The organism is Pseudomonas sp. RC3H12, assembly GCF_018596375.1.
Classification (GTDB): Bacteria; Pseudomonadota; Gammaproteobacteria; order Pseudomonadales; family Pseudomonadaceae; genus Aquipseudomonas.
Genome location: NZ_CP075595.1, coordinates 3,430,053 through 3,455,455 on the forward strand (window position 1 = coordinate 3,430,053; position 25,403 = coordinate 3,455,455).

The following is a 25,403-nucleotide window of genomic DNA, read 5'->3' on the forward strand; positions in this document are numbered from 1 at the left end:
TGAACGCCTTCAAGGCTGCGAAGCAATCGCCTTGTCGATCGCCGCCCTGAACGCCGGATCATCCGGTTTGGTCAGGCTGGAGAAGTTACCGATCACCTTGCCCTTGCGATCCACCACATACTTGTAGAAGTTCCACTTCGGTGCACTGCTCTGCCGAGCCAGCTCGACAAACATCGGGATCGCATCCTTGCCACGAACAGCCTGGGTCTTGGTCATGGTGAAGGTCACGCCGTAGTTGGCGTAACAGACCGTGGCGGTCTTCTCGCTGTCGGCGTCCTCCTGCTTGAAGTCATGGGACGGCACGCCGAGCATTTCCAGGCCCTGCTCGCGGTAATCCTTGTAGGTCGCCTCCAGGCCTTCAAACTGCGGGGCGAAGCCGCAATAGCTGGCGGTGTTGATCACCACCAGCGGCTTGCCGGCGAAGCGCTGGCACAGGTCGATCTGCTCCTTGCCGCGCAGCTCGGGCAGGCTGCCCTGGAGCAGCGCCGGGCAGTCCGCCGCCCAGCTCGAAGTGGCGGCGGCCAGGGCCAGCAGGGGTAGGGTCAGCCAGCGGGCATGCATGATATTGGTCTCCTGCACATGATTCCTTGACTGTGCAGGGTAGCGCTTAACACAGGCTCATGCCCAACTGCATCAGTGCCAGGCCGCCCTTGTGCCAGCCCCACCACACCAGCGCCAACACCAGCACTGCGGCAACCAGCAGCAGGCCGCGGCCGAGCAGGCGGTTCATGCCGTCTGGGCCTGCAAGCGGGCGACCGGGCGTTCGCGCACCGGCCAGTTGAGCGCCGCGGCCAGCAGGCTGAGCAGGATCGAGATCTGCCACACCAGGTCATAGCTGCCGGTCTGGTCATACACCACACCGCCCAACCAGCCGCCAAGGAACGCACCCAGCTGGTGGAACAGGAACACGATGCCGCCGAGCATCGACAGGTTGCGCACGCCGAACAGCGTGGCCACGGTGCCATTGGTCAGCGGTACCGTGGACAGCCACAGCAGGCCCATGGCGATGCCGAACAGGTAGGCGCTGTATTGGGTCACCGGCGCCCAGAGGAAGAGCACGATGACCACGGCGCGCAGCAGGTACAGGCCGGTCAGCAGGCGCGGCTTGGACATGCGCCCACCCAACCAGCCCGCGGTATAGGTGCCGACGATGTTGAACAGGCCTACCAGCGCCAGCACGGTGGTGCCGGTAGTCGCCGGCAGGTGCTGGTCGACCAGGTAGGCCGGCAGGTGCACGCCGATGAACACCACCTGGAAACCACAGACGAAGAAGCCCAGCGCCAGTAACCAGAAACCGGAATGCGCGCACGCTTCACGCAATGCCTGGCCGAGGGTCTGCTCGGCGCCATGGCTGGGCAGCGGGCGGTCGCGCAGCATGCCCACGAACGGCACGATCAAGGCCACCAACAGGCCCAGCACCAGCAAGGCTGTCGACCAGCCCAGCCACTGGATCAGCCCCAGGGTGCCTGGGAGCATGGCGAACTGACCGAAAGAGCCGGCGGCGCTGGCGATGCCCATGGCCATGCTGCGCTTCTCCGTCGGCACGGCGCGACCGACCACGCCGAGGATCACCGAGAACGAAGTACCGGACAGGCCGATGCCGATCAGCAGGCCGGCACTGAGCGACAGCGACCAGGCCGAATCGGCAAAGGCCATCATCGCCAGCCCGACTGCGTAGAGAATACCGCCGATGACCACCACCTTGGCCGCGCCCAGGCGGTCGGCCAGGGCACCCGTGAACGGCTGGGCCAGGCCCCAGATCAGGTTCTGCAGGGCAATGGCGAAGGCGAATACCTCACGGCCCCAGCCGAAATCGGCGCTCATCGGCGCCAGAAACAGGCCGAAACCATGCCGCACCCCCAGCGACAGCGCGAGGATCAGCGCCGCCCCCAGAAGTACCCAACCGCTGCTCCGCCAAAGGGAAGTCATTGTCGTTGTCTCCAGCCCATCGCAAGGTTTATGCGGGTATATACCCGCTTTTAATCGTCGTTTATCAGGCAAGTTGCTCCAGCAAGCGCACCAACTCGTCGCGCTGCCCCTCACCCAGCCGCTTCACCAGTTGCGCCTGGGCCTGCTGCCAGGCCGGGTAGGCGGCATCCAGGCATGCCCTGCCCGCCTCACTCAACAGCACCACACGGTTGCGCTGGTCTTCTCCATCGGCCAGCCGCACCAAGCCCTCGGCCTCGAGCACCTTGAGGTTGCGACCCAAGGTGCTGCGCTCCAGGCCCATGGCCTCGGCCAGGCAGGTGATACTGGGGCGGTCGAGGCGCTGGACATGACGCAGCAGGGAAAACTGGGCGACATTGATGCCGAAGCCGACAAGGGCCTCGTCGTAATGCCGGCTCACCCCACGGGCGGCACGACGTAGATGGGTACAGATGCATTCACTGGTCAGCATGGATACGTGTATATACCCGCATCAACGACGTTGCAAGACATTTCAAGGGGTGATTCCGGGCTGCAGCCGCCGACGGATCGGCTCGAACTCCGCCGCGGCCTTGCGCACCAGTGGATCAGGCGCTCCCGTGTCGATCGCCTGCCAGTACCGCCACGGCACCTTGGCCGAACCCAGTTCGTAGTCCATGCCGTCCCAGCTGTCTTCGCGAAAGCTATAGAACGCCCAATGCAACTGCTGGCGGTCAAGCACCGTGAGGACGTCCTCCAGGTACTGCCGACAACCGGGCAGGCGGCGCATGCAACCGAACTCGCCAACCACCAGGCGCGAACGAGGCAGCTTGATGGCATCAGCCCAATCGACCGGTTGTTGCAGGTAGCGCGCGACTTGCCCGGCGTCCCACTGCTGCGTCTTCCCGGCGAACGGTGCCGGCCCCGGGTAGGCGTATGGCTCGCGCCGCGCCAGGTTCGGCGCACTGGTGGCGGCATAGGGCTCGTACATATGCACGCTGTACAGCACGCGCTCGTCCTCCAGCGCCGCGGGCCAGTAGCCGAAGGCGTCGGCAGCAGCGTACCAGCCGGCATCGACCATCACCGGCGTCTTGCCGTCGACCTCGCGGATCGCCGCTACCAGTTGCCGATAGAGCGCAGGCAGGTCACGCGGCCCTCCCTGCTCGCGGGCGTACCACTGCTTCATCCGGGCAAGATCGGCATGCTCGGCCAGGTCCCCCTGTTTCTCAGGCGCAGGCTCGTTGACGAGGTTGTAGGCGGCGATGGCCGGGTGATCCTTGAGCGCCAGGGCAACATCACGCCAGAAACGCGCGGACTGGGTCCAGAAACGCTTGTCGTGCCACAGCCGGTCGTCGAAACGGCCCTGGTTGTTCTGCGCCCAGCGCATGCCAGGCAGCGACAGTGGCGTGATGACCACCTTGAGCCCAGCGGCGTGGGCGCGGTCTAGCACTTCGACCAGCTGCCGCAGATCGCTGGCAGCCAAGCCTTGGTAATCGTCGGCATTGCTCAACAGGAAATCGCGCTTGGCCGGCTGCCATTTGTCGTACGACAGGCGTACCCAGCTGGCATCGTAGCTTTTCAAGGCATCGAAGTAGGCCTGGTCCGGGGGCAGGCGATTGAAGCTGTTGCCGCCATGGCGAGGTGTATCCCAGAAGTCGATCAGGTCGGCGGCGTTGGCGGGCATGCCGGCAAGCACAAGCAGGCCGGCGAGGATCCAGTGGTGCATGCGAGGCATTCCTGGTGGTTGGCGAGCGAACGAGGATAGAACAAGTGCTTGGTATGGTTTTCCGTTTTCCCCGCAGGATTTTTCAGACGCGACCTACTGCAACGCCAGGCCAAGCACCACCACCAGTTCCAGCAACTCGAGCAGTGCCCCGGCGGTATCCCCGGTGGTCCCTCCCAAGCGCTTGCACATCACCCGTCGCAACCAGGCGAACGCCACTGCCGTCAGCAGCAACACCCATAGCACCGACCAGCCGCCCAAGGTGACGCAGAGTGCCGCGCTGCCCAGCAACACCCACGCGGCGCCGCGCCGCGGCAGATGCTCGGCCAGTGCCGACCCGAGCCCACCGGGCCGCACATAAGGCGTACCGAGGAACAACCCAAGCAGCGCCGCCCGCCCCACCACCGGCGCCAGCACCAGCAGGCCAGCAGCCCCCCGCTCGACCAGTACCCACAGGGCACAGAACTTGAGCAACAACACCAGTACCAGGGTGACCACGGCGATCGGCCCGCTGCGCGGGTCCTTCATGATCTGCAAGGTGCGCTCGCGGTCGCCGAACCCACCCAGCCAGGCATCGGCGCTGTCGGCCAGGCCGTCCAGGTGCAGCGCGCCACTGAGCAACACCCACAACGCCAGCAGCAAGGCCGCGTGCAGAGGGGCCGCCACGCCATGCAGCAGATGGCTGGCCAGCCACAGCAGCACACCGAACAGCAGCCCCACCACGGGATAGAACAGCAGCGAACGCCCCATTTCCTGTGGCGCCGGCATGCCCGGCAGGCGCACCGGCAGGCTGCTGAGAAACTGCAGGGCAATCCAGAACGGCAGCATCTCAGCGCACCTCGCGCAACTGACCGTCTTCAGCCACGGCCAGGCGCACCAGCGCGCCATGGCCGACCTCGACCTGCAACAGTTGCTCACGTGGCAGCCCGCGTGCACGCGCCAGCAGCAAGCGCATCACCCCGCCATGGGTCACTACCAACACCCGTTTGCCGGCATGCTTGAGGCGCAGGCGCTCGACCGCGGCCAGCACCCGTTCGGCAAAGGCCAGCACCGGCTCGCCCGCAGGCGGGGTGAACGCATACGGATCACGCCAGAACAGCCCCAGGGCATCGGCGTCGGCCTGCATGATCTGGGCGGCGCTCTGCCCTTCCCAGTCGCCGAAATGCAGCTCACGCATACCGGTCTCACGTTGCACCGGCAAGTTGACCCGTGCCCCCAGCTCTTCGGCAAACGACGCGCAACGCTGCAACGGCGAGCTGACCAGCACGTCCCAGGGGCCGGCATCGGCGACAGCATGACGCATCTGTGCCCAACCACTTTCGGTCAGGGCATCGTCGAGGCTGCCGCGCAGGCCGCCGCCGAGCTCGGTCTCGCCATGACGCAGCAGCTCGAGAATCATACCGGGCGATCCGCCACCGCGGCCTCGGCAAAGGTCGCCATCTGCCCGTGCAGGGCGCAAGCCAGGCGAATCAGCGGCACCGCCAGCGCCGCGCCGCTGCCCTCGCCCAGGCGCAGGCCCAGGGCCAGCAGCGGCTCGGCCTCCAGCGCAGCCAGCAGGGCCTTGTGGCCTGGCTCGGCGCCCTGGTGGGCAAACAGCAGCCACGGGCGGCATTGCGGGTTGAGGCGCACCGCCACCAAGGCGGCGACACTGCAGATGAAGCCGTCGACCAGCACCGCCACGCCATGCTGGGCGCAGGCCAGGTAGGCACCTGCCAGCGCGGCGATTTCAAAGCCACCGACACAGGCCAATGCCCGCAGCGGTTGGTCAGCACGCAGGCCGTGCAGCACCAGGGCGCGCTCGATCACCTCGGCCTTGTGGCGCACGCCGGCGCTGTCCAGGCCGGTGCCCGGGCCGCTCAGCTCACGCGCCGGGCAGCCCAGCAAGGTACTGGCCAGCGCGGCCGCGGCAGTGGTGTTGCCAATGCCCATTTCACCGCCGATGAACAGCTGGGCGCCATTGTCGAGCGCGCGCAAGGCACTGTCGCGGCCGGCCTGCAACGCCGCCGCCAGCTGCGCGTCGGTCATCGCCGGCTGGCGGGCGAAGTTGGCGGTGCCGGCGCCCAGGCGCAGGTGGTGCACGCCTGGCAGGTGCAGGTCCGCGTCGATAGTGCCGAGGTCGACCACCTGCAGCTCGGCGTCCAGCTCGCGCGCCAGTACGCTGATCGCCGCGCCACCGCCGACGAAGTTGCGCAGCATTTGCCCGGTCACCGCCTGCGGATAGGCGGAGATGCCCTCCTCCACCACGCCATGGTCGCCGGCGAAGATCGTGATGGCGACCCGCTCCAGGCTGGGACGCTCGCGCCCTTGCAGGCCGGCCAGGCGTACCGCCAGGCCTTCGAGCTGGCCGAGGGAGCCGGCCGGCTTGGTCAGCTGTTGCTGACGGGCGCGGGCCTGGTCCATGGCGGCGCTGTCGAGGGGTTGGCAGGCGTCACGCCACCACATCGGGGTCATAAGGCTGGTCCTTTGAGCATGAGAGGGAGGCCGGCGACAGTCAGCACCACGCGCTGGCAGCGTTCAGCCACGGCCTGGTGCAACGTGCCTGCCAGGTCGACATAACGGCGGGTCAGTTCGCCCATGGGCACCACGCCCAGGCCGGTTTCGTTGCTGACCAGGATGATCGTGCCCGGCAGTTGCGCCAGGCTGGCGAGCAGCGCGTCGCGCTCCTGCGCCAGGCGCTGGTCATCATCGAGCATCAGCAGGTTGGTCAGCCACAGCGTCAGGCAGTCCACCAGCAGGCAGCGCCCTTGGGCGGCTTCGGCGTGCAGCACGGCGGCCAGCGCCACGGGCTCCTCCACCAGCCCCCAATGGGGCGGACGCCGTTCGCGGTGCAAGCGCACGCGTTCATTCATCTCGCCGTCCAGCGGCTGGCTGGTGGCGATATAGGTCACCGGCAGGCCGCTGGCTTCGGCCAGTTGCTCGGCCAGGCGGCTCTTGCCCGAACGGGCGCCGCCGAGGATCAGGCTGTGCATTTCAGGCGACTCCACACAGTTCGCGCAGGCGCGCGGTGTCCAGGTGCTGCTCGACCAGATCGGCCAGGCGCTCGATATCGCGCTCGCGCAGGGCCTCGTAGTCGATGGTCTGCGCATCGGCCAGCCCGGCCCAGCGCAGCAGCGCGGCGCACGACTGGCTACCCTCGAACAGGCCATGCAGGTAGGTGGCGAGGATCTGCCCGTCGGCGCTGATGGCGCCATCGGCACGGCCATCGGCCAGTTGCACTGCGGGGCGCTCCAGCGCCAACCCGCTGGTGACGCCGGCATGGATCTCATACCCCGCAACCGGGGCCTGCTCGAGATCGAGCGTGCCCGCCACATTACGCAACTGCTTCTCGGATTCCAGCACGGTGCTGTACGCCAGCAGGCCCAGGCCATCACTGGAGCCGGCCGGCCCCTCAAGGCCCAGGGGATCATGCACCTGCTCGCCGAGCATCTGCAGGCCACCGCAGATGCCGATGAGCTTGCCGCCATAACGCAGGTGCCGAGCGATGGCCGTGTCCCAGCCGCGCTCGCGCAGTTGCGCCAGGTCGCCGCGCACGCTCTTGGAGCCGGGCAGGATGATCAGGTCGGCAGGCGGAATCGGCTGGCCCGGGCCGATGAACTGCAGGTCCACCTGCGGATGCAGGCGCAGCGGGTCGAAGTCGGTGTGGTTGCTGATGCGCGGCAACACCGGGACGATCACCTTCAGCAGGCGCTCACCCTTTTCGCCCTGGCGCGTATCGATACCATCCTCGGCCTCCAGGTGCAGGTCGGTGACGTAGGGCAGCACGCCCAGCACCGGCTTGCCGGTGCGCTGCTCCAGCCAGTCCAGGCCAGGTTGCAGCAGGGCGATGTCGCCACGGAAACGGTTGATGACGAAGCCCTTGACCCGCGCCTGCTCGCTCGCCGACAGCAACTCCAGGGTGCCGACCAGATGGGCGAACACCCCGCCCCGGTTGATATCGGCCACCAGGATCACCGGGCAGTCGACGGCCTCGGCGAAGCCCATGTTGGCGATATCACCAGCCCGCAGGTTGATCTCCGCCGGGGAACCAGCACCTTCGACCATCACCACCGGGTAGGCTTCGCTCAGGCGCTCGTGGGAGGCCAACACCGCCTGCATGGCGATGGTCTTGTAGTCGTGATAGGCCACGGCGTTCATGCTGGTCACCGCCCGGCCATGGACGATCACCTGGGCGCCGGTGTCGCTGTTGGGCTTGAGCAGCACCGGGTTCATGTCGGTGTGCGGCGCCAGCCGGCAGGCCTGGGCCTGCACCGCCTGGGCGCGACCGATCTCGCCGCCGTCGGCGGTCACGGCGCTGTTGAGCGCCATGTTCTGTGGCTTGAACGGCACCACGGCGACACCCTGGCGCAGCAGCCAGCGGCACAGGGCGGTGACCAGCGTGCTCTTGCCGGCATCGGAGGTGGTGCCTTGCACCATGAGGGTGGTCATGCCGATTCCTTGTGGTAGTCCGCCAGGGCCTGGGCCAGGCGTTGTTCGTCAGCCGCCGTGGCGGGCAGGCCGAAGCGCAGCGCGCACGGTCGCTCGAACAGCCGCACCAGGATGCCCCGGCGGGCGAGGTAGTCGTGCAGGTGCGTGGCGCGTTCGTCACGCACGTACTGGAACAGGTCGCAACCGCCGCTGGGTGGCAAGCCTGCGCCTTCGAGCAACCTGGCCAGGCGCTGGCTGGCCAGGGCGCACCGGGCAATCTGCGCCAGGTGCGTCGCCTCGTCGGCGAAGCACGCCTGCCCCAGTACGCGGGTCGGGCCACTGACGGTCCAGGGCCCGAGCGCCTCGGCCAGTTGCCGCAACACATCCGCCTCGGCGACGACGAAGCCCAGCCGCACGCCGGCCAGACCGAAGAACTTGCCGAACGAGCGCAGCACGATCAGCCCGGGTTGTCCGGCCTGATCGACCACGCTGTGTGCCGGCGTGTTGTCCATGAAGGCTTCGTCCACCAGCAACCAGCCACCCCGCGCAGCCAGACGCGCATGCCAGGCCAGCAGGCGTTCGCGGGGCACACGGCGGCCGGTGGGGTTGTTGGGGTTGACCAGTACCAGGACATCCAGGCTGTCGAGTGCGTCCTCGACCAGGGCCTCATCCAGCTCGACCAGCGCATGCCCCGCCCGCGCCCAGGCATGCGGATGTTCGGCATAGCATGGCGTCAGCACCCCGACCCGACCGATCGGACGCAGGTACGGCAAGGCCTGGATCGCCGCCTGGGAGCCAGCTACCGCCAGCAGCGGCTGCGCGCCATAGTAACGCCGCGCCGCCGCTTCCAGGCCGTCCTCGGTCTCGGGCAGTCGAGCCCAGGCGTCCATGGGAATCGGCGGTATCGGGTAAGGCCAGGGTGCGATACCACTGGACAGGTCGAGCCACTGTTGCCGAGGGATCGCGTACTGTTTCACCGCCCGTAGCAGGCGGCCACCGTGCTCAAGCATTCAGGTAGGCTCCCACGCAGATCAATAGCACCCACAGCCAGACGCCGCGCTGTACCAGGTTCCAGCCTCTTTCGATGGCGTCGGCGTCGGCCATCGGCCCCTCGCCCAGGCGCGGGCGTTCGTGCAGCTCGCCGTGATACACCGCCGGGCCACCCAGCTCCACCCCCAGGGCACCGGCCCCCGCCGCCATCACCGGGCCGGCGTTGGGGCTGTCCCACAGCGGCGCCTGCTTGCGCCAGCAGGCCAGGGCCAGGCGGGTCTTGCCCAGCAGCGCATAGGTCAGCGCCACCAGCCTGGCGGGAATATAGTTCAGCCCATCGTCGATGCGTGCCGCGCACCAGCCGAAGCGCTCGAAACGTTCGTTGCGATAGCCCCACATGGCATCCAGGGTATTGCTCAGGCGATACAGCACCACCCCAGGCGCCCCGGCCACGACGAACCAGAACAGCGCGGCGAATACCGCATCGCTGCCGTTCTCCAGCACCGACTCGGTGGCCGCCCGGGCCACGGCAGGTTCGTCCAGTTCACGGGTCTCGCGGCTGACCAGGTAACCGACGCGCCGCCGCGCCTCCGCCAGGTCGCCCTGGCGCAACGCCTGGGCCACCGGCAGCACATGCTCGCCGAGGCTGCGCAGGCCCAGGGCGCAGTACAGCGCCAGCACGTCCACCAGCCAGCCGATAGCGGGCAGCCAGGAAAGGATAAGCGCCAGCAAGGTCAGCGGCACCACCGCCAGGAACCAGGCCGTGACACCGTGGCTGCGCCAGCCCCGGCCACCAGCGTTGAAGCGCTGCTCCAGACGCGCGGCAAGGTTGCCGAAGCCCACCAGCGGATGGCGCCGCCGCGGTTCGCCCAGCAGTGCATCCAGGGCCACGCCGGCCACGGTCAGCAAGGCCACGCTCATGGGCATTCCCCCCATTGGTTCTCGTACAGCATGTCACTCAACGGCCGTTGCTCGGCCCAGTCTTCCAGCACCAGCATCGGCGCCGGGTAGAATTCGGTCACCGGCCCCAGGCACAGCACCGCCATGGGCTTGGCGCCTGCGGGCATGCCCAGCAGCTCGGCCAGGGCCTGCGGCTCGAACAACGACACCCAGCCCATGCCCAGCCCTTCGGCCCGCGCCGCCAGCCACAGGTTCTGGATGGCGCAGGCCAGCGAAGCCAGGTCCATCTCCGGCAGGGTGCGGCGGCCGAAAACATGCGCCTCGCGCTTGTCCATCAGCGCTGCGACCAGCACCTCGGCGCAGTCGTTGATGCCTTCGACCTTGAGCTTCATGAACTCATCGGAACGTTCGCCCAGGGCTTCGGCGGTGCGCACCCGCTCCTCCTCCACCAAAGCCTGGATACGTTCGCGCAAACCGCGCTGGCTGATACGAATGAAGCGCCAGGGCTGCATCAGGCCCACGCTGGGGGCCTGGTGAGCAGCGGCCAGCAGACGCCCCAGCAACTCGGGCGCCACCTCGCCGCCGGCAAAATGGCGCATGTCGCGACGCTCACCGATGGCCCGGTAGATCGCCGCGCGCTCAACGGCGCTGTACGCGTGTTCGCTCATGGTCGCAACAGCGCCGCCGCCGCGTCGGGGTTGGACGGAAAATAGAAATGCACGTAGGAAGCGGTCAGCCGCCCCAGGCGGTAGACCGCCTCGTTGCCGCGTCCGCCGTTGGGGCTCAGGCCACGGGCAATCGGTTCCAGCTCGGTGCTGGTCAGCGAATGGTGATAGGTGTGGCCGCGCAGGGTGCCTTCGGGCAACTCGACGGCCTGCAGGGCCAGGGCCGCCAGGCGTTTCTGCATGGTTGCCTCGCCCGGCAGCAGGCCTGCCAGCAGCGCACGCACACCGGCCACATCGGTCAGTGCGTCGAGCAGGTAGAGCATGCCGCCACATTCGGCCAGCAGCGGCTTGCCCTCGGCGTGGTGGCCACGGATCGCTCCCAGCATGGGAGCGTTGGCGGCCAGGGCCTGATGGTGCAACTCCGGGTAGCCGCCTGGCAGGTACAGGCTGTCTACATCAGGCAACTCCCGATCATGCAACGGCGAGAAGAATTCGAGCTGCGAGCCGAGGCTGCGCAGCAGGTCCAGGTTGGCGCCATAGGTGAAGGCGAAGGCTTCGTCGTGGGCCACCCCGATGCGCACCCCGGCAAGCGGCGTGGTTACGCCCAGCGGCTCAGGCCGGGCAAAACCGACCGGTGGCGGCAATGCGGCATCGCAGCTGGCACCGAGCGCTTCGGCGGCGGCATCCAGGCGCGCGTCCAGGTCGTTGAGTTCACTGGCCTGGACCAGGCCCAGGTGGCGGCTGGGCAGCTCGATGCCACGCTCGCGGGACAACCCGCCGTACCAGCGCAGGCCTTCGGTGAGACTGCCTTCGAGCAACTGCGCATGGCGCAGGCTGCCAACCCGGTTGGCCAGCACTCCGGCGAATGGCAGGTCGGGCTGGTAGCGCGCCAGGCCCAGGGCCAGGGCGCCGAAGGTCTGGGCCATGGCCGTGCCATCGATCACCGCCAGCACCGGCACGCCGAAATGGCGGGCCAGGTCGGCGCTCGATGGCGTGCCGTCGAACAGCCCCATCACGCCTTCGATCAGGATCAGGTCGGCCTCGCCCGCCGCTTCCCACAGCAGGCGACGACTCTCCTCGGCACCGATCATCCACAAGTCCAACTGGTAGACCGGCGCACCGCTGGCGCGCTCGAGGATCATCGGGTCGAGAAAGTCAGGCCCGCACTTGAACACCCGCACCTTGCGCCCGAGGTTGCGGTGCAGGCGGGCCAGGGCGGCGGTCACCGTGGTCTTGCCCTGGCCCGAGGCCGGGGCAGCGATCAGCACGGCGGGGCATTGGCGTGAGTCACTCACAGCTCGACGCCCTTCTGTGCGCGGATACCGGCCTGGAAGGCGTGCTTGAGCATGCCCATCTCGGTGACGGTGTCGGCCAGTTCGATCATTTCGGGCTTGGCCGCGCGGCCGGTGACGATTACGTGCTGCATCGGTGGGCGGGCCTGGATGTCCGAGAGCACCTGGTCGAGGTCGAGGTAGCCATGCTTGAGGGCGATGTTCAGCTCATCGAGCACCACGAACTGGATCGACGGATCCTGCAGCAACTGGCGCGATACCGCCCAGGCCGCTTCGGCAGCGGCGATGTCGCGCTGGCGGTCCTGGGTCTCCCAGGTAAAGCCCTCGCCCATCACGTGATAGCGCACCTGCTCGGGGAAGCGACGGAAGAACAGCTCTTCGCCGGTGCTGTTGCGGCCCTTGATGAACTGCACCACGCCGCACTGCATGCCATGGCCCAGGGCGCGGGCGAGCATGCCGAAAGCCGAGCTGCTCTTACCCTTGCCATTGCCGGTCAGTACCAGCAGCAGGCCGCATTCGTTGGGGGAATTGGCGATGCGCTCGTCGATGATCGCCTTCTTGCGCAGCATGCGCGCCAGGTGACGTTCGTCGCGTTCGGTGGATTCGCTCATCAGGGGTCTCCGCAGGCTGCCGCCGGTGGGCGACAGGGAAAAGGCGGGCAGACGGAGAACGCGCAGGAGCCGTGGCCCCAGGCCACATCACACCGCACATCACCCTCCGTGATGCCGTTGGCAGTGACAGGCCGGTCTCCGGGCTCGTGAGCGGGCCATGCCCGGACGACGCGCCTTCCCGGATACCTGTACCCAGTGGCTATACGCCGTCTTCTACTCACCTACCGTTGCGGGGGCAGCGCCGGATTCGCGCCTGCTGGCGCCCACCGGCTTCCCAGTTTCACCCTGCCGAACCTCGGTTCGCCGGGCACCTGAAACACGCCGCGAAGGTTAGAGGGTTGCACCGGGAGCGTCAATCGAACGAGGACCGATCTGGCCTGGATCAATGGCCGATTCGCCAGCTTGTGCCACACTGAAAGCAGTGATATCACATAGCCACCATTTCGGCTGACCTCGATCACAAATACAAGGAGCGCAGCATGCAAGGCCTGATCATCAACAACCCGCGCCTGGAATTCCTGCGCCCGGCCCTGGAACGCTGGGTCGACTGCATCGACCGCTTCAATCAGTTCCAGGGCGACAACGAAGCCCCGTACTGGCACGGCGCCGCCGCCAATGCCGGGCTGCTCGCGGCCGCCGCCTGGCAGGCCGAGCTGGTGGCGCTGCAGCAGTACACGAGCAAGAAGCAGCGCGACGAAGGCGAACGCGAAGCCCGTGGCGACCTGGCCATCAGCAGCGCCGAGGAATCGATCCACCTGCACACCAGCCAGCGCTGGCCACGCATTGCCCGCCTCGACCTGGCGCCGGCGCTACTGGAAACCGCCAACCAGGCCAAGGCGATCGCTTACGCCAGCCAGCTCAAGGCCGGGGCGCTGTTCGTCACCCCGTGGAAGGCCGGCCAGCACGCCAGCCCCGAGGAACTGCAGGACTTGGCCGATGACCTGCAAAAGCACACCGCCTGTGCGATCGCCTGGTACTTCCCCTATGCCTATCGCAAGCTGCACAACGAATCGGGCCAGTATTATCCCGGGGTAGCACTGCTGCTCAAGCAGGCCTGAGGACGATCAGTCCTCGAAGAAACGGCTTGCCAACGCCTGATTGTCGAGCCTGGCGGCGTAAGCCTGCAGGTCGAACGGCTGCCCGGTACGCAGTTCGTAGAATGTGCCGCTCGCGGGGCGCGACACTTCTCTTAGGACTACGTTGACGAAGTGATAGTCGGCACCTTCTATTTCGCTCAGGTTTTCTATGCGAAAACAGGTGCCCGGCAGAAACAGCGTTTCAGCCTCGGCCGGCAGACTGGAAAACAAGGTGATCGGCACCCCACGCTCATAGTGTCCTGCAGGCAGCTCGAAGACCACTGATGTGTCGTCGAACACCCCCTCGACACCAGTGGCCGTGCTCTGATCTGTGTCAGCGGCAAAACGACGCACGATGTACGGATTTTCCGTGAACGAGGTCAGGTCGGTGCTGACAAGCAGATCACCAACCTTGAGCTGGCCGTTGCGAAAATGCTGACCGCTGGTACCTCGACCGCCAAAACCACCTCGATACAAAGGTACATCGCTGTCCTTTGGCAGCTCCACCAAAGAGTCGGCAAGCTTGTTGACATACTCCACTTCGTCACCATAGGCAAATTCCCGCCGCCCTTCGCGCAGGAAGCTGTTTATCTTCGAGTCTTCCTCGGTGTAGGTATAGATCAGGTCGTTACGATAGTGAGCGCCATCACGGTAGGTGTATTCCGGCTCGCCGTTCAACATTACGTGGAAGAAGCCGTCTGCATCCTGAGGGCTCCCCTCCTCTTCCACGAACAGGATGTCCTGCTGGGCCAGCAGCGCACGATGCCGAGCCTTCGCGATGTTCGAGAGCGCATTGCTGCGTACCAGATCGGTGCGCATGTATTCATCCCAGAATGCCGACCCCTGGCGGGTCAGCCCGGCCCCGCTCGAAGGAGGGCTGCCGCCCAGCAGACGTGGCCGCTCCAACAACTCCCACTCACCCGCCGAAGACAATCGCACTGGCCGTAGTGGGACATAGGCAAAGGGATTGTCAGATGGCACGACCAGCCAGTGTTCGAGCTCGGGACTGTAGCGCACGCGATAGGGCACACCTTCCAGGGCGATCCAGGTATCCCCCGACGGGCCCATTGTGATTCCCTGGAGCAGGCCTGGCGTCTGTATCGGCGCGCCGAGTACCCGGTTGGCAACCCGGACCTCCAATTCGGCGGCCGGGTTTGCCGAGAGGGTCCAGCCACGCAACGATATGTCGTTTTCATGGAATGGCACTACATGGGACAACGAGGCGAAGCTGCTGCCGAACCCGACCTCGATCATTCCCAAGGCTGCGAACACGCTGTCGAGCATCGCGGTCCGCAGGGCCGCCTTGCGCCCTTGCGCGTCCTTGGCGTGAATCGCCGCATCCACGTCCAGGCCGACCTTGCCCACTGTCGCCCCGAGCAGCACCAAGGCCGCTGGCCACCCCAAGGGCGCAAAGCTACCGAAAATCTTCAGGAAGGCCCCCAGGTAGCCGCGCCACATACCCGAACGCAACTCGCTGTTGCTGGTGATGCGCTCGGCGCCGCGGCGCATCTCTTCACGCGCCTGGGCGGCCAGCAAGGCAAAATAATCACCGACCACCGGCCGGGCGGAGGCCAGGAGCAACGCCAATGCGTCCGCCGCACAGTCCGTGTCGGCCAAGGCCTGCAGCGCCTCGCGTATCGCTGCCGCACCAGCGGCATGGGGATCGGCCGTCAGGGCTCCCAGGTAGCCTGCCCTCAGCTGGCCGTCCTGCAGTTGCTGGCGAAGCCACGCGGCCATTGCCAGAGGTGTTTCGAAGGCACGCAACACCTCCTGCGCCCAGGGCAGGTACACCACCACCCGCGTCCCCGACAATCGTAAACAGGTGATGGCCGCCCGGTCGCTACCGCCTACGGCAAACCAGCTCGCGGTAATTGGGGTCATGGCGTGTCGGCGCAGCCCTTCGAGGGTTGGCGCAACCCCGATCGCGGTCAGGTGTTGATCCGCCATCTGCCGCAGGCACTGTGCGTCATCCGGAGCAAGCCTGCCAGCGTCCCGGGCGACAGCGATTTGAGCCAACAGGTTGATCTTGGCCAGTACGCGAAAATTCTCGGCATGGCGAGACCAGAACGTGGCCACCTGCTCACAATGCTTGGCCCCAAGGTCCAATGCCCAGAAGTCAGCCTGGACGTCACGGGCCAGCAGCCGCACTTCATTGCGCTCGTCATACCACGCCGCACCCGGCCCCTGCCGGTAGAAACCGCCGTATACATCCAGCTCGTCACTGGCATCCTGGAACGGCAGATCGAAGCGCTGGATCATCAACTGCAGCAAGCCCATGGAGCGGCCCGGCGGCCCGCTGTGCACCCACCCAGTGAAACTGCGGCTGCTGGAACTGGCGTGATTGAACTGATGCCACCATACCCGCTCTGGGTCCAGTTTTTTCCCCGTATGCCTTTGCAGGATCGCTTGTGCATTGCGCAAGGCCAGCTCGTAGGGATCCGGGTAATCCCGCAGCACGTCGTCGACAAGCCGGGCAAGCGCATGCCCCGTGCCAAGCACCTGAAGGTTATGGCAAAGCGTCTGTTCGAGGGGTGTCATGTTCGATTCCTGAAATGGATGTGGAATCGAACATCATCGGGCAAGGCACGCAGTGTGCTGGGGTAGATACATATGCCTGCAAGCTTTCAACGCGCCAGAGTGGGCGCAGTATCAAGGGTTCTGCGCCAGATGCCCCGCAGGGATCACCCGTTTGGCCTGCAGGTAGGCCTTGGCCCAATAGCTGTTGGACAGGTAGTCCAGGCGCACGGTACCGCCAGCGGACGGCGCATGCACGAAACGCCCCTCGCCCACGTAGATCCCGGCATGGCTCACCTGCGAGCCACCGCCAGTGGCAAAGAACACCAGGTCGCCCGACTGCAGGGCGTTGATGTCCACGTTTGGCGCACGCATGACGATCATGTCGCGGGTGGTGCGCGGCAGGTTGATGCCGGCGGCGTCACGATACACGTAGCCAATCAGGCCGCTGCAATCGAAACCGGCGTCCGGCGTGTTGCCGCCCCAGCGATAGGGCGTGCCTACCAGGCCGATGGCTCGGAACAGCACATCGTCCGCCGCGGGCGACGAGGGCGATGGGTTGAACACCATTGGGGCCTTGGCCATCGGTGCCGGAGCGGGTGCACGGCTGGAGCAGGCCGCGAGCAGGGCTACGAGGGAGAAGAATGCGAAGCGCGCCAACATCGCCATGATGTAAACGTCCTGTCGGGAAGCCCCCGGCCATGGCCGAAGGTAAAAAGAGTTGAGAATTTAGATTAGACGCTTTCTGTAAATGCGCACGGCGGCGAGCTTTCAGCTACGCCGCCGTGGCAGGTTACAGCATTTTGATATCAATTCAATTGCGCGAGATCGTGGTCGGCGCCATGGCGAGCGCGCGTTTGGCCTCGATGAAGGTCTTGCTCCAGTAGCGATCGCCCAGGCTGTCGATGCGCACGCCACCGCTGCGGCGGCTGCTGGAATGGATGAACTGGTTGTCACCCAGGTAGATGCCGGCGTGGCTGACGCGACCACGACCGTTGGTGCTGAAGAACAGCAGGTCGCCGGGCTTGAGCTTGTTGCGCGCGACCTTCGGTGCGTCGACGTTGATCATCTCGCGGGTCGAACGCGGCAGGTTCATGCCGGCCTCTTCGCGGAACAGGTAGCCGATGAAACCGCTGCAGTCGAAGCCGGACTTCTCGGAGGTGCCACCGAAGCGGTAGCGAGTACCGATCAGCGCCATGCCGCGTTCGAGAATGCTGTCGGCCAGCACGGGCAACTGGTACGGCTTGCTGTTGCTGGAAAATGCCTCGAGGTCATCTTCGCTGGCCAGCTCTTCCTCGGTGAATACGGAAGAAGCGGAAGCCTTGGCCTTGACCGATTGCTCGGTGGCCATGCGTTGATCCTGCGAAGGCGCGACCGGGCCGGTGGAGGCACAGCCGTAAAGAAGGGTGACAAGTGCAAGTGGCACGAGGGGTGCGAAGCGCTTCAGCATGGGCACGACCGTGTCTGTAGTCCTTTAGAAGGGGGAAACTATGCCTTCTATCGGACCCATTTGCAAATTTTATCGAAAAACATGTGACTTTTCCGTTTCGACGCTCTGGCACCGTGTTTTCAGCGCTACCAGCCGAGGGTTTCCTTGAGGAAGGGAATGGTCAGCTTGCGCTGGGCCTGCAAGGAAGCCTGGTCGAGACGTTCGAGCAGGTCGAACAGCGCGCTCATGCTGCGCGTGCCACGGGTGAGGATGAAGTGGCCGACTTCGTCGGTCAGGTGCAGGCCGCGGCGCGAAGCGCGCAGTTGCAGGGCGCGCAGCTTGTCCTCGTCGGACATCCCGCGCATCTGGAAGATCAGCGCCAGGGTCAGCCGTGACTTGAGGTCGGCCAGCTTGATCGGCAGCTCCCGCGGCGAGCTGGAGGCTGCCAGCAGCAGGCGCCGGCCACTGTCGCGCAGGCGGTTGAACAGGTGGAACATGGCCTCTTCCCAGTCGGCCTTGCCCGCAATCACGTGCAGGTCATCGATGCATACCAGCTCGTATTGCTCGAGATGGTCGAGCAGTTCGACGCCACGCTCGAGCAATTGCGCCAGGGGCAGGTACACGGCGGGCTCGCCCAGTTGCTGGAAGCGGTGGGTGGCGGCCTGCAACAGGTGGGTACGACCCACGCCCTGCTTGCCCCACAGGTAGATGAGGCTTTCGGTCCAGCCGGCGTCGGCTTCGCAGAGCCGCTCGACATAGCCCAGTGCCGCGGCATTGGCGCCGGGGTAGTAGTTGATGAAGGTGGCGTCGTCGCGCAGACGCACACCCAGGGGCAACTGGATCGGTTTCATGCTCGCGGGCGGTCGCGGGGACCACAGGGGGCCTTTGATGAACAGTGTGCAAAGTCTATACCCGCAACGCGGACGGCACAATCCGGCAGGGGAATAGCACAAGTAAAATCAAGCAGTTGCGTTTAATGCAAGCACATCGCGGGGCAAGCCCGCCCCCCGCCGGGTGTTCAAGACTCCGGGCATGGGAGCGGGCTTGCCCCGCGATCGCTCACAGATCCGGGTCTACTTCCCCAGCGTACATGTCCGATTCCTTGTACAGGTCATGGACATGGCGCAGCAACACCATGATCACCGCCGCCACCGGCAGTGCCAGCAGCACCCCGGTAAAGCCGAACAGCTCACCGCCAGCCAGGATCGCGAAGATCACCGCCACCGGATGCAGGCCGATGCGGTCGCCCACCAGTAGCGGCGTCAGCACCATGCCCTCCAGCGCCTGCCCGACCATGAACACCGCGACGATACCGAGCATGGGGTAGAGGTCGCCGCCGAACTGGAACAACCCGGCGACCAGCGCCGCGCCGATGCCGATGATGAAGCCCATGTATGGCACGATCGCCGCCAGCCCCGCCAGCATGCCGATCAGCAGGCCCAGCTCCAGGCCCACCAGCATCAGCCCCGAGGAATAGATGACGCCCAATGCCAGCATCACCAGCAGTTGCCCGCGCACGAACGCCCCCAGCACCTCGTGGCACTCGCCGGCCAGCTCCACCACCTGCGGCTCGCGCTGACGCGGCAGCAGGCTGCGCAGCTTGGCCATCATCAAGTCCCAGTCACGCAGCAGGTAGAAGCCCACCACCGGGATCAACACCAGGTTGGCCAGCCAGCCGATCAGCGCCAGGCTCGAGGCGGTGGCCTGGGACAGCAGCACGCCGACGATGTCGGTGGTCTGGCCCATGTGCTCGCCGATCGCGGCCTTGATCTTGTCGAACTTCCAGAAGCCGTCGGCCAAGCCCAGGCGGCTCTGCACCCAAGGCAGCGCCACGTGCTGCAGCCAGTCGAGCATCTGCGGCGCCAGCTCGTACAGGCGCAGCAACTGCTTGGCCAGCATCGGCACCAGCACCAGCAACAAGGCCAGGAAGATCAGGGTGAACAGGCTGAACACCACCACCACGCCCCAGGTGCGCGACAGCCCGAGCCGCTCCAGGCGATCGACCAGCGGGTCGGCCAGGTAGGCCAGCAGGATGCCCACCAGGAACGGTGAGAGGATGTTGTGCAGGAAGTACAGCAGCGCGGCGATCACCAAAGCCGCGCCCACCCAGACCCAACGACGCATGTCAGTCATTTGCGCCACTCCTTACCAGCGAAAGCGCAAGCCGTCGAACGGCGTTGCGGCAGTGGTGGGCGGCGTTGTGCCGGTATCGCCCTGCGCGCTCGGCGCAGGCGTGGCGGCTGCAGGTTCGGCAGGCAGCTCCTGCAGCTTGGCCAGGCCCAGCTGGGCACGCAATTGCTCGCGATTGCCGCTGACCCGGTAGGTCAAGGTGCCGCCTTCGGCCATCTGCAAACGGGCGCCATAAGGCTCCAGTACCCGGCTCAGTTCGGCGTACCGCTGCAGGTTCATCCCCTGCACCTGTACCTGCAGGTCGCTGCTGGCGCCTGGCCGCGTGACATAACGCGGCGCCAGGCGGTTGCTCACCGCCAGCAGCACCGCATCGGCCAGGGCCGCCTGGTCGCTGCCCTCGGCATTGCCCTGTTCACGCTGGTCGCCCAGCCACAACTGCCACTTGCCCTGCCACTTGCCGTCGGCCTCATGGGCGTGCACCGCCAGCAAGGCATCGGCGCCATAGCGCTCGGACGCCTCGCGCAGCGGCGCGGGGTCGTTACCCTCGAGCAGCTTGGCATTGGCCACCAGTTGCTCCTGCAGATCGGCCAATGGCAGGCGCAGGGGCAGGCCGCGATGCTGGGCTGCCCGGCGCAATGGCTCGGCGGCGCCCTGGCCATCGCCGACCAGGCTGCTGCCCTCGACACTGTCGTTCAGCCACCAGCCCAGGACCGACGGCCGGTTGCTGCCCCACAATGCCAGACCGGCCTGGCGCAGGGCGCGCTCGGTGCTGCCGGGGTCGAACTCGACCAGCACCGACTCCGGTGGGCCTGCCTCGGTGCCGACCTGGTTAATGATCTGTTGCGGGTCCTTGCGCAGCGCGGCCAGCGCCGGATTCTGCGCGGCCTTGGGGTCGCCGGTCAGGCGCAGCACCAGGGTATCGAGCGCCTTGCCGGTCGCCTGGGCGCGGGCCTCGCTGCCCTGCCCTTCGACGGGCTCGCGAACCTGATACAGGCCCGAGACGGTTTCGGCCTGCGCGAGGGTGCCGGCCACAGCGAGGCAGGCGCCAGCGAGGAAATTGAGAAGACGCATTGAGGATTCCTGTCCAGATGACCTTGGGGCGACGCGCCCTTGCCTGTGGGCTGTGACCGCGCCACGCCGGAAAATGCTCCGCCGTGCCGCGCCTTTGCGCACGTCGCCATGCCTATACCTTATACAGGCGCCGACGCGGCAACCAGTCGCACAGGGTGAAACAGCGTTTTTTGCCCAGATTTCCCGCCTGCCCGTCGGCCTGAGGATGGCCGCCTTGGGGCAACCCTGATAAAATCGCGCGCCTTCGCAGACCAGTGACGTACAGGCAGCCACCGTTTCTGAAAGTGGCCTTGGCCGTCCCGGTCGTTTTTCTGAATCCCTCCCTCCTAAAGGCCTGGATCAATGAGCAAGCAACCCTCCCTGAGCTACAAAGACGCCGGTGTAGACATCGACGCCGGCGAAGCACTGGTCGAACGCATCAAGGGCGTCGCCAAGCGCACCGCACGCCCTGAAGTCATGGGTGGCCTGGGCGGCTTCGGCGCCCTCTGCGAGATCCCGGCCGGCTACAAGCAGCCGGTGCTGGTCTCCGGCACCGACGGCGTCGGCACCAAGCTGCGCCTGGCGCTGAACCTGAACAAGCACGACAGCATCGGCCAGGACCTGGTCGCCATGTGCGTCAACGACCTGGTGGTGTGCGGCGCCGAGCCGCTGTTCTTCCTCGACTACTACGCCACCGGCAAGCTCAACGTCGACGTGGCCGCCACCGTGGTCACCGGCATCGGCGCCGGTTGCGAACTGGCCGGCTGCTCGCTGGTCGGTGGTGAAACCGCCGAGATGCCAGGCATGTACGAAGGTGAAGACTACGACCTGGCCGGTTTCTGCGTCGGCGTGGTGGAAAAGGCCGAGATCATCGACGGCTCGAAAGTGGTCACCGGTGACGCACTGATCGCCCTGCCGTCCTCCGGCCCGCACTCCAACGGCTACTCGCTGATCCGCAAGATCCTCGAAGTGTCCGGCACCGACATCGACAACACCCAGCTCGACGGCAAGCCGCTGGCCGACCTGCTGATGGCGCCGACCCGCATCTACGTCAAGCCCCTGCTGCAGCTGATCAAACAGACCGGCGCGGTCAAGGCCATGGCTCACATCACCGGCGGCGGCCTGCTGGACAACATCCCGCGCGTACTGCCAAAAGGCGCCCAGGCCGTGGTCGACGTGGCCAGCTGGCAGCGCCCGGTGGTGTTCGACTTCCTGCAGGAAAAAGGCAACGTCGACGAACATGAAATGCACCGCGTGCTGAACTGCGGCGTGGGCATGGTCATCTGCGTCGCCCAGGACCAGGTCGACAACGCCCTGAACGTGCTGCGCGCCACCGGCGAGCAGCCGTGGGTCATCGGCCAGATCGCCGAGGCCGCCGAAGGCGCCGCCCAGGTCGAGCTCAAGAACCTCAAGGCACACTGATGCCGGGCAAGACCTGCAACGTCGTGGTACTGCTGTCGGGCTCCGGCAGCAACCTGCAAGCGCTGATCGACAGCAACAGCGCCAGCAACGGCCCAGTACGCATCCGCGCGGTGATTTCCAACCGTGCCGATGCCTACGGCCTGCAACGCGCCAAGGCAGCCGGCATCGACACCGCGCTGCTGGAGCACCAGGGCTTCGACGGCCGCGAAGCCTTCGATGCGGCGCTGATGGCGCTGATCGACGGCTTCGCACCCGACCTGGTGGTGCTGGCTGGCTTCATGCGCATCTTGAGTGGCGGCTTCGTGCGCCACTATCAAGGCCGCCTGCTCAACATACATCCGTCACTGTTGCCCAAGTATAAAGGGCTGCACACCCACCAGCGTGCGCTGGAGGCTGGCGATGCCGAGCACGGCTGCAGCGTGCACTTCGTCACCGAGGAACTCGATGGCGGGCCTCTGGTCGTACAGGCTGTGGTGCCGGTTGCAGCGGATGACAGCGCGCAGACGCTTGCCCAGCGCGTGCACCTGCAGGAACACCAGATCTACCCGCTGGCGGTGCGCTGGTTCGCCGAAGGACGCTTGCGTCTGGGCGAGCACGGTGCATTACTGGATGGCCAGCCGCTGGCGGCCAGCGGTCACTTGTTTCGATCCTAGGAGAATTTATGCGTCGCGCCCTGCTCTTGGCTCTCGCCGTGCTCGCCCTGCCCCTCCAGGCAGCTGATCTGAAGCCTTTCGCAGCCAGCTACACGGCTGACTGGAAGCAGCTGCCCATGAGCGGCACTGCCGAGCGCAGCCTGGTGAAGAACGCCAACGGTACTTGGGACCTTAATTTCAAGGCCTCCATGATGATCGCCAGCCTGACCGAGCAAAGCACCCTCAAGCTCGACAACGACACCTTGCTGCCGCAGAAGTACCACTTCGAACGCGGCGGCCTGGGCAAGGCGAAGAAAGTCGACCTCACCTTCGACTGGACCGGCAAGAAGGTGACTGGCAGCGACCGTGGCGACGCGATCAGCCTGCCGCTCAACCGTGGCGTGCTGGACAAGTCGTCCTATCAACTGGCGCTGCAGCATGACGTGGCCGCCGGCAAGAAAAGCATGACCTACCAGGTGGTCGACGGTGATGAGATCGACACCTACGACTTCCGCGTGCTGGGCACCGAGAAAGTGGCCACCAAGACTGGCCAGGTCGACGCGGTCAAGGTCGAGCGCGTGCGCGACCCTAGCCAGAGCAAGCGCATCACCGAGCTGTGGTTCGCCAAGGACTGGGACTACCTGCTGGTGCAGCTGCGCCAGGTCGAGACCGATGGCAAGGAATACGTGATCGTGCTGCAGGATGGCACGGTGGACGGCAAGGCGGTCAAAGGCAACTGATAGCGCTGCCTGCAATACCCGAAGCCCCGTCTTGTGCGGGGCTTCTTTTTGGTGAGTGCCTGTATCGCCCAATCGCGGGGCAAGCCCGTTCCCACGTATTTGTGCTCGATTCGTGGGAGCGGGCTTGCCCCGCGATTGGCCCATTCATGAAACTTGTTTCATCGCTGTTTTATTTACTTAGCCTGCTAACAAACTCTATAAAGAGGGTGTGCGACACGCTGTCGCAGCCAACTGAAGCAGTGGAGTTTAACGATGACAGTCCAAGTAACCGAACGCGACGAATCGAAAATGTCCCACGAAGGCCTGGCCGCTGGTGTGCGGATCTGGGATGTGCATCAACAGGGCCAACTGGTCGGCATGTTCCATGATGAGCACCAAGCCCAGCAGTACCGCATGGAGCTGGAATACCTAGAGAACCAGCGACCGTCGCAATAACACCCCCTTCAAACGAAAAACCCCGCCTAGGCGGGGTTTTTCATGCTTACCACATCAGATCGTCAGGGATCTTGTAGGCTGCGTACGGGTCGTCCTCGTCCGCCTCCTCGACATGGGTGTTGAGCAGCAGGATGCGATTGGGGTCGCGCTCCTGGATCTTCACCGCCGCCTCGCGTGGAATCACTTCATAGCCACCGCCATGGGCGACGACGGCCAGCGCGCCGTTGCTCAGCTTGCTGCGCATCAGGGCGTTGACGGCGATGCGCTTGACCTTCTTGTCATCGACGAAGTTGTAGTAGTCCTCGGTATTCAGCTTGGGCAGGCGGGTCGCCTCGATCAATTGCTTGATCTGCGCGGCACGGGCCTTCTGCTCGGCTTTTTCCTGGACCTGGCGGTTCAGCTCCTGGTCTTTTCGGGCTTTCTCGGCCAGGGCTTCCTTGGCCAGGCGCTGCTGGCTGTCGTCCACCTCGGCCTGGCCCTTGTGCTCCAGGCGTTTCTGTTTTTTCTCGGCCTTGTTGGTCTGAGAAACCTGTTTCTGGTTGACCAGACCGGCTTTGAGCAATTGGTCGCGAAGGGAAAGGCTCATGGAAGTTCACTCACTTATGCATCAGCTCAGCCGCAGCTGGGCAGGTTCTTTTCCTGACGCTTGGCCTCGCCCCACAGGGCGTCCAGCTCGTCGAGGGTACGATCTTGGATGTTCAGGCCCTGCTCGCGCAATGCCTGTTCGATGAATCGGAAGCGCCGCTCGAATTTGCGGTTGGCGCGGCGCAGGGCGTTTTCCGGGTCGTGGCGCAGGTGGCGGGCCAGGTTGACGGTGGCGAACAGCAGGTCGCCCAGCTCATCTTCAAGCGCATCGCTGTCGCCATCGGCCATGGCCTGCAGCACTTCGTCGAGCTCCTCGCGTACCTTGTCCAGCACCGGCAGCGCGTCCGGCCAGTCGAAGCCGACCGTGGCGGCGCGCTTCTGCAGCTTGGCCGCCCGTGACAGCGCAGGCAAGGCCGCCGGCACATCGTCGAGCAGCGAGAGCTGTTCAGGCTCGCTCTTCTCGGCGCGCTCCTCGGCCTTGATCTCTTCCCAGCGCGACTTGACCTGGGCCTCGTCCAGCATGGGGGTGTCCAGCGGCGCATAGAGCTCGCCGGTGGGGAATACATGGGGGTGGCGGCGGATCAGCTTGCGGGTGATCGCATCGACCACGCCGTCGAACTCGAAACGCCCTTCTTCCCGTGCCAGCTGGCTGTAGTAGACCACCTGGAACAGCAGGTCGCCCAGCTCGCCCTGCAGGTGCTCGAAGTCGCCGCGCTCGATGGTGTCGGCCACTTCATAGGCCTCTTCGATCGTGTGCGGGACGATGCTGGCGTAGTCCTGCTTGAGGTCCCAGGGGCAACCGTATTGCGGGTCGCGCAGGCGGGCCATCAGGTGCAGCAGGTCGTCGAGGGTGTAGGTCATGGATATCTTTTCCTCAGCGAGGGCCTTGCCCTCGATCGC

Annotated in this window: 28 protein-coding genes and 1 riboswitch; of the genes, 5 read left to right on the forward strand and 23 right to left on the reverse strand. The window is 65.7% G+C overall.

All coding sequences use genetic code 11. From position 1 onward, the window contains the following. Positions 1–9: 9 nt before the first annotated feature. The 15 genes from KHO27_RS15585 to cobO form a co-directional block, all read right to left on the reverse strand. Complete coding sequence (locus KHO27_RS15585; protein ID WP_214500444.1) at positions 10–561, reverse strand: glutathione peroxidase; 552 nt, start codon at positions 559–561, stop codon at positions 10–12. Positions 562–607: 46 nt separating this feature from the next. Continuing rightward, the gene (locus KHO27_RS26355) at positions 608–730 is read right to left on the reverse strand and encodes a hypothetical protein (protein ID WP_256205968.1); all 123 of its coding nucleotides are present in this window, start codon (positions 728–730) and stop codon (positions 608–610) included. Further along, entirely contained in the window at positions 727–1,929 is a 1,203-nt protein-coding gene (locus tag KHO27_RS15590) for an MFS transporter (RefSeq protein ID WP_214500445.1), read from the reverse strand. Before KHO27_RS15590 ends, KHO27_RS26355 begins: the two co-directional genes overlap by 4 nt. 64 nt (positions 1,930–1,993) lie before the next feature. Next, positions 1,994–2,398, reverse strand: a complete 405-nt coding sequence (locus tag KHO27_RS15595; RefSeq protein WP_102683641.1) for a MarR family winged helix-turn-helix transcriptional regulator — start codon at positions 2,396–2,398, stop codon at positions 1,994–1,996. Between the two features lie 42 nt (positions 2,399–2,440). After that, positions 2,441–3,631 carry a glycoside hydrolase family 5 protein gene (locus tag KHO27_RS15600; RefSeq protein ID WP_214500446.1) on the reverse strand — a complete coding sequence of 397 codons (1,191 nt, stop codon included), beginning with the start codon at positions 3,629–3,631 and terminating at the stop codon, positions 2,441–2,443. 93 nt (positions 3,632–3,724) lie between these two features. Next, positions 3,725–4,456, reverse strand: coding sequence for an adenosylcobinamide-GDP ribazoletransferase (locus KHO27_RS15605; RefSeq protein WP_110701132.1), 732 nt, complete (start codon positions 4,454–4,456; stop codon positions 3,725–3,727). A 1-nt stretch (position 4,457) separates the two neighbouring features. Continuing rightward, positions 4,458–5,027 (reverse strand): alpha-ribazole phosphatase family protein, encoded by a 570-nt coding sequence (gene cobC, locus KHO27_RS15610; RefSeq protein WP_214500447.1) that lies wholly within the window; start codon positions 5,025–5,027, stop codon positions 4,458–4,460. Then, positions 5,024–6,079, reverse strand: coding sequence for a nicotinate-nucleotide--dimethylbenzimidazole phosphoribosyltransferase (gene cobT / locus KHO27_RS15615; protein ID WP_110701137.1), 1,056 nt, complete (start codon positions 6,077–6,079; stop codon positions 5,024–5,026). The genes cobC and cobT overlap by 4 nt, the downstream gene beginning before the upstream one ends. Next, a complete protein-coding gene (cobU, locus tag KHO27_RS15620; protein WP_110701139.1) occupies positions 6,076–6,597 on the reverse strand; it encodes a bifunctional adenosylcobinamide kinase/adenosylcobinamide-phosphate guanylyltransferase in 522 nt (173 codons plus the stop codon). The genes cobT and cobU overlap by 4 nt, the downstream gene beginning before the upstream one ends. Before the next feature lies 1 nt (position 6,598). Next, a complete protein-coding gene (locus tag KHO27_RS15625; protein ID WP_110701141.1) occupies positions 6,599–8,053 on the reverse strand; it encodes a cobyric acid synthase in 1,455 nt (484 codons plus the stop codon). Beyond that, positions 8,050–9,042, reverse strand: a complete 993-nt coding sequence (cobD, locus tag KHO27_RS15630) for a threonine-phosphate decarboxylase CobD (RefSeq protein ID WP_214500448.1) — start codon at positions 9,040–9,042, stop codon at positions 8,050–8,052. The genes KHO27_RS15625 and cobD overlap by 4 nt, the downstream gene beginning before the upstream one ends. Beyond that, a complete protein-coding gene (gene cbiB, locus KHO27_RS15635; RefSeq protein ID WP_110701145.1) occupies positions 9,035–9,943 on the reverse strand; it encodes an adenosylcobinamide-phosphate synthase CbiB in 909 nt (302 codons plus the stop codon). The genes cobD and cbiB overlap by 8 nt, the downstream gene beginning before the upstream one ends. Continuing rightward, positions 9,940–10,590 carry a 5,6-dimethylbenzimidazole synthase gene (gene bluB, locus KHO27_RS15640; protein WP_214500449.1) on the reverse strand — a complete coding sequence of 217 codons (651 nt, stop codon included), beginning with the start codon at positions 10,588–10,590 and terminating at the stop codon, positions 9,940–9,942. Before bluB ends, cbiB begins: the two co-directional genes overlap by 4 nt. Next, on the reverse strand, positions 10,587–11,882 hold the full coding sequence (locus tag KHO27_RS15645) for a cobyrinic acid a,c-diamide synthase CobB (RefSeq protein ID WP_214500450.1): 1,296 nt from the start codon (positions 11,880–11,882) through the stop codon (positions 10,587–10,589). The genes bluB and KHO27_RS15645 overlap by 4 nt, the downstream gene beginning before the upstream one ends. Further along, positions 11,879–12,490, reverse strand: coding sequence for a cob(I)yrinic acid a,c-diamide adenosyltransferase (gene cobO, locus KHO27_RS15650; RefSeq protein WP_046854540.1), 612 nt, complete (start codon positions 12,488–12,490; stop codon positions 11,879–11,881). The genes KHO27_RS15645 and cobO overlap by 4 nt, the downstream gene beginning before the upstream one ends. 112 nt (positions 12,491–12,602) lie before the next feature. Beyond that, positions 12,603–12,820, reverse strand: a riboswitch (cobalamin riboswitch). A 149-nt stretch (positions 12,821–12,969) separates the two neighbouring features. Between cobO and KHO27_RS15655 the strand changes: the two genes are divergently transcribed. Further along, complete coding sequence (locus KHO27_RS15655) at positions 12,970–13,548, forward strand: hypothetical protein (RefSeq protein WP_110701151.1); 579 nt, start codon at positions 12,970–12,972, stop codon at positions 13,546–13,548. A gap of 6 nt (positions 13,549–13,554) precedes the next feature. Here KHO27_RS15655 and KHO27_RS15660 read toward each other — a convergent pair whose 3' ends face one another. The 6 genes from KHO27_RS15660 to KHO27_RS15685 all read right to left on the reverse strand — a co-directional run bounded on the left by KHO27_RS15660 (position 13,555) and on the right by KHO27_RS15685 (position 20,710). Then, a complete protein-coding gene (locus tag KHO27_RS15660) occupies positions 13,555–16,104 on the reverse strand; it encodes a dermonecrotic toxin domain-containing protein (protein WP_214500451.1) in 2,550 nt (849 codons plus the stop codon). Positions 16,105–16,215: 111 nt separating this feature from the next. After that, positions 16,216–16,749: a C40 family peptidase gene (locus tag KHO27_RS15665; RefSeq protein WP_110701155.1), complete on the reverse strand. Its 534-nt coding sequence runs from the start codon at positions 16,747–16,749 to the stop codon at positions 16,216–16,218. Between the two features lie 145 nt (positions 16,750–16,894). Further along, the gene (locus KHO27_RS15670) at positions 16,895–17,530 is read right to left on the reverse strand and encodes a C40 family peptidase (RefSeq protein ID WP_031314898.1); all 636 of its coding nucleotides are present in this window, start codon (positions 17,528–17,530) and stop codon (positions 16,895–16,897) included. 125 nt (positions 17,531–17,655) lie between these two features. Next, positions 17,656–18,360, reverse strand: coding sequence for a DnaA regulatory inactivator Hda (hda, locus tag KHO27_RS15675; RefSeq protein WP_031314897.1), 705 nt, complete (start codon positions 18,358–18,360; stop codon positions 17,656–17,658). Between the two features lie 208 nt (positions 18,361–18,568). Beyond that, positions 18,569–19,642 carry an AI-2E family transporter gene (locus KHO27_RS15680; protein ID WP_110701157.1) on the reverse strand — a complete coding sequence of 358 codons (1,074 nt, stop codon included), beginning with the start codon at positions 19,640–19,642 and terminating at the stop codon, positions 18,569–18,571. A 12-nt stretch (positions 19,643–19,654) separates the two neighbouring features. Next, on the reverse strand, positions 19,655–20,710 hold the full coding sequence (locus KHO27_RS15685; protein WP_110701159.1) for a DUF2066 domain-containing protein: 1,056 nt from the start codon (positions 20,708–20,710) through the stop codon (positions 19,655–19,657). 342 nt (positions 20,711–21,052) lie between these two features. On the opposite strand from KHO27_RS15685, the gene purM reads away from it, so the two are divergent. From purM to KHO27_RS15705, 4 genes are all read left to right on the forward strand, one after another. Continuing rightward, positions 21,053–22,111, forward strand: coding sequence for a phosphoribosylformylglycinamidine cyclo-ligase (purM, locus tag KHO27_RS15690; RefSeq protein WP_214500452.1), 1,059 nt, complete (start codon positions 21,053–21,055; stop codon positions 22,109–22,111). Beyond that, entirely contained in the window at positions 22,111–22,764 is a 654-nt protein-coding gene (purN, locus tag KHO27_RS15695; protein ID WP_110701161.1) for a phosphoribosylglycinamide formyltransferase, read from the forward strand. Before purM ends, purN begins: the two co-directional genes overlap by 1 nt. Before the next feature lie 8 nt (positions 22,765–22,772). Further along, positions 22,773–23,483, forward strand: coding sequence for a DUF3108 domain-containing protein (locus KHO27_RS15700; protein ID WP_023630171.1), 711 nt, complete (start codon positions 22,773–22,775; stop codon positions 23,481–23,483). A gap of 252 nt (positions 23,484–23,735) precedes the next feature. Further along, positions 23,736–23,918 (forward strand): hypothetical protein, encoded by a 183-nt coding sequence (locus tag KHO27_RS15705; protein WP_023630170.1) that lies wholly within the window; start codon positions 23,736–23,738, stop codon positions 23,916–23,918. Between the two features lie 46 nt (positions 23,919–23,964). On the opposite strand, the gene KHO27_RS15710 is transcribed toward KHO27_RS15705, so the two are convergent. Both KHO27_RS15710 and mazG read right to left on the reverse strand, forming a co-directional pair. Next, complete coding sequence (locus KHO27_RS15710) at positions 23,965–24,504, reverse strand: DUF2058 domain-containing protein (RefSeq protein WP_110701163.1); 540 nt, start codon at positions 24,502–24,504, stop codon at positions 23,965–23,967. Positions 24,505–24,530: 26 nt separating this feature from the next. After that, on the reverse strand, positions 24,531–25,364 hold the full coding sequence (gene mazG, locus KHO27_RS15715) for a nucleoside triphosphate pyrophosphohydrolase (protein ID WP_023630168.1): 834 nt from the start codon (positions 25,362–25,364) through the stop codon (positions 24,531–24,533). Positions 25,365–25,403: the final 39 nt, after the last annotated feature.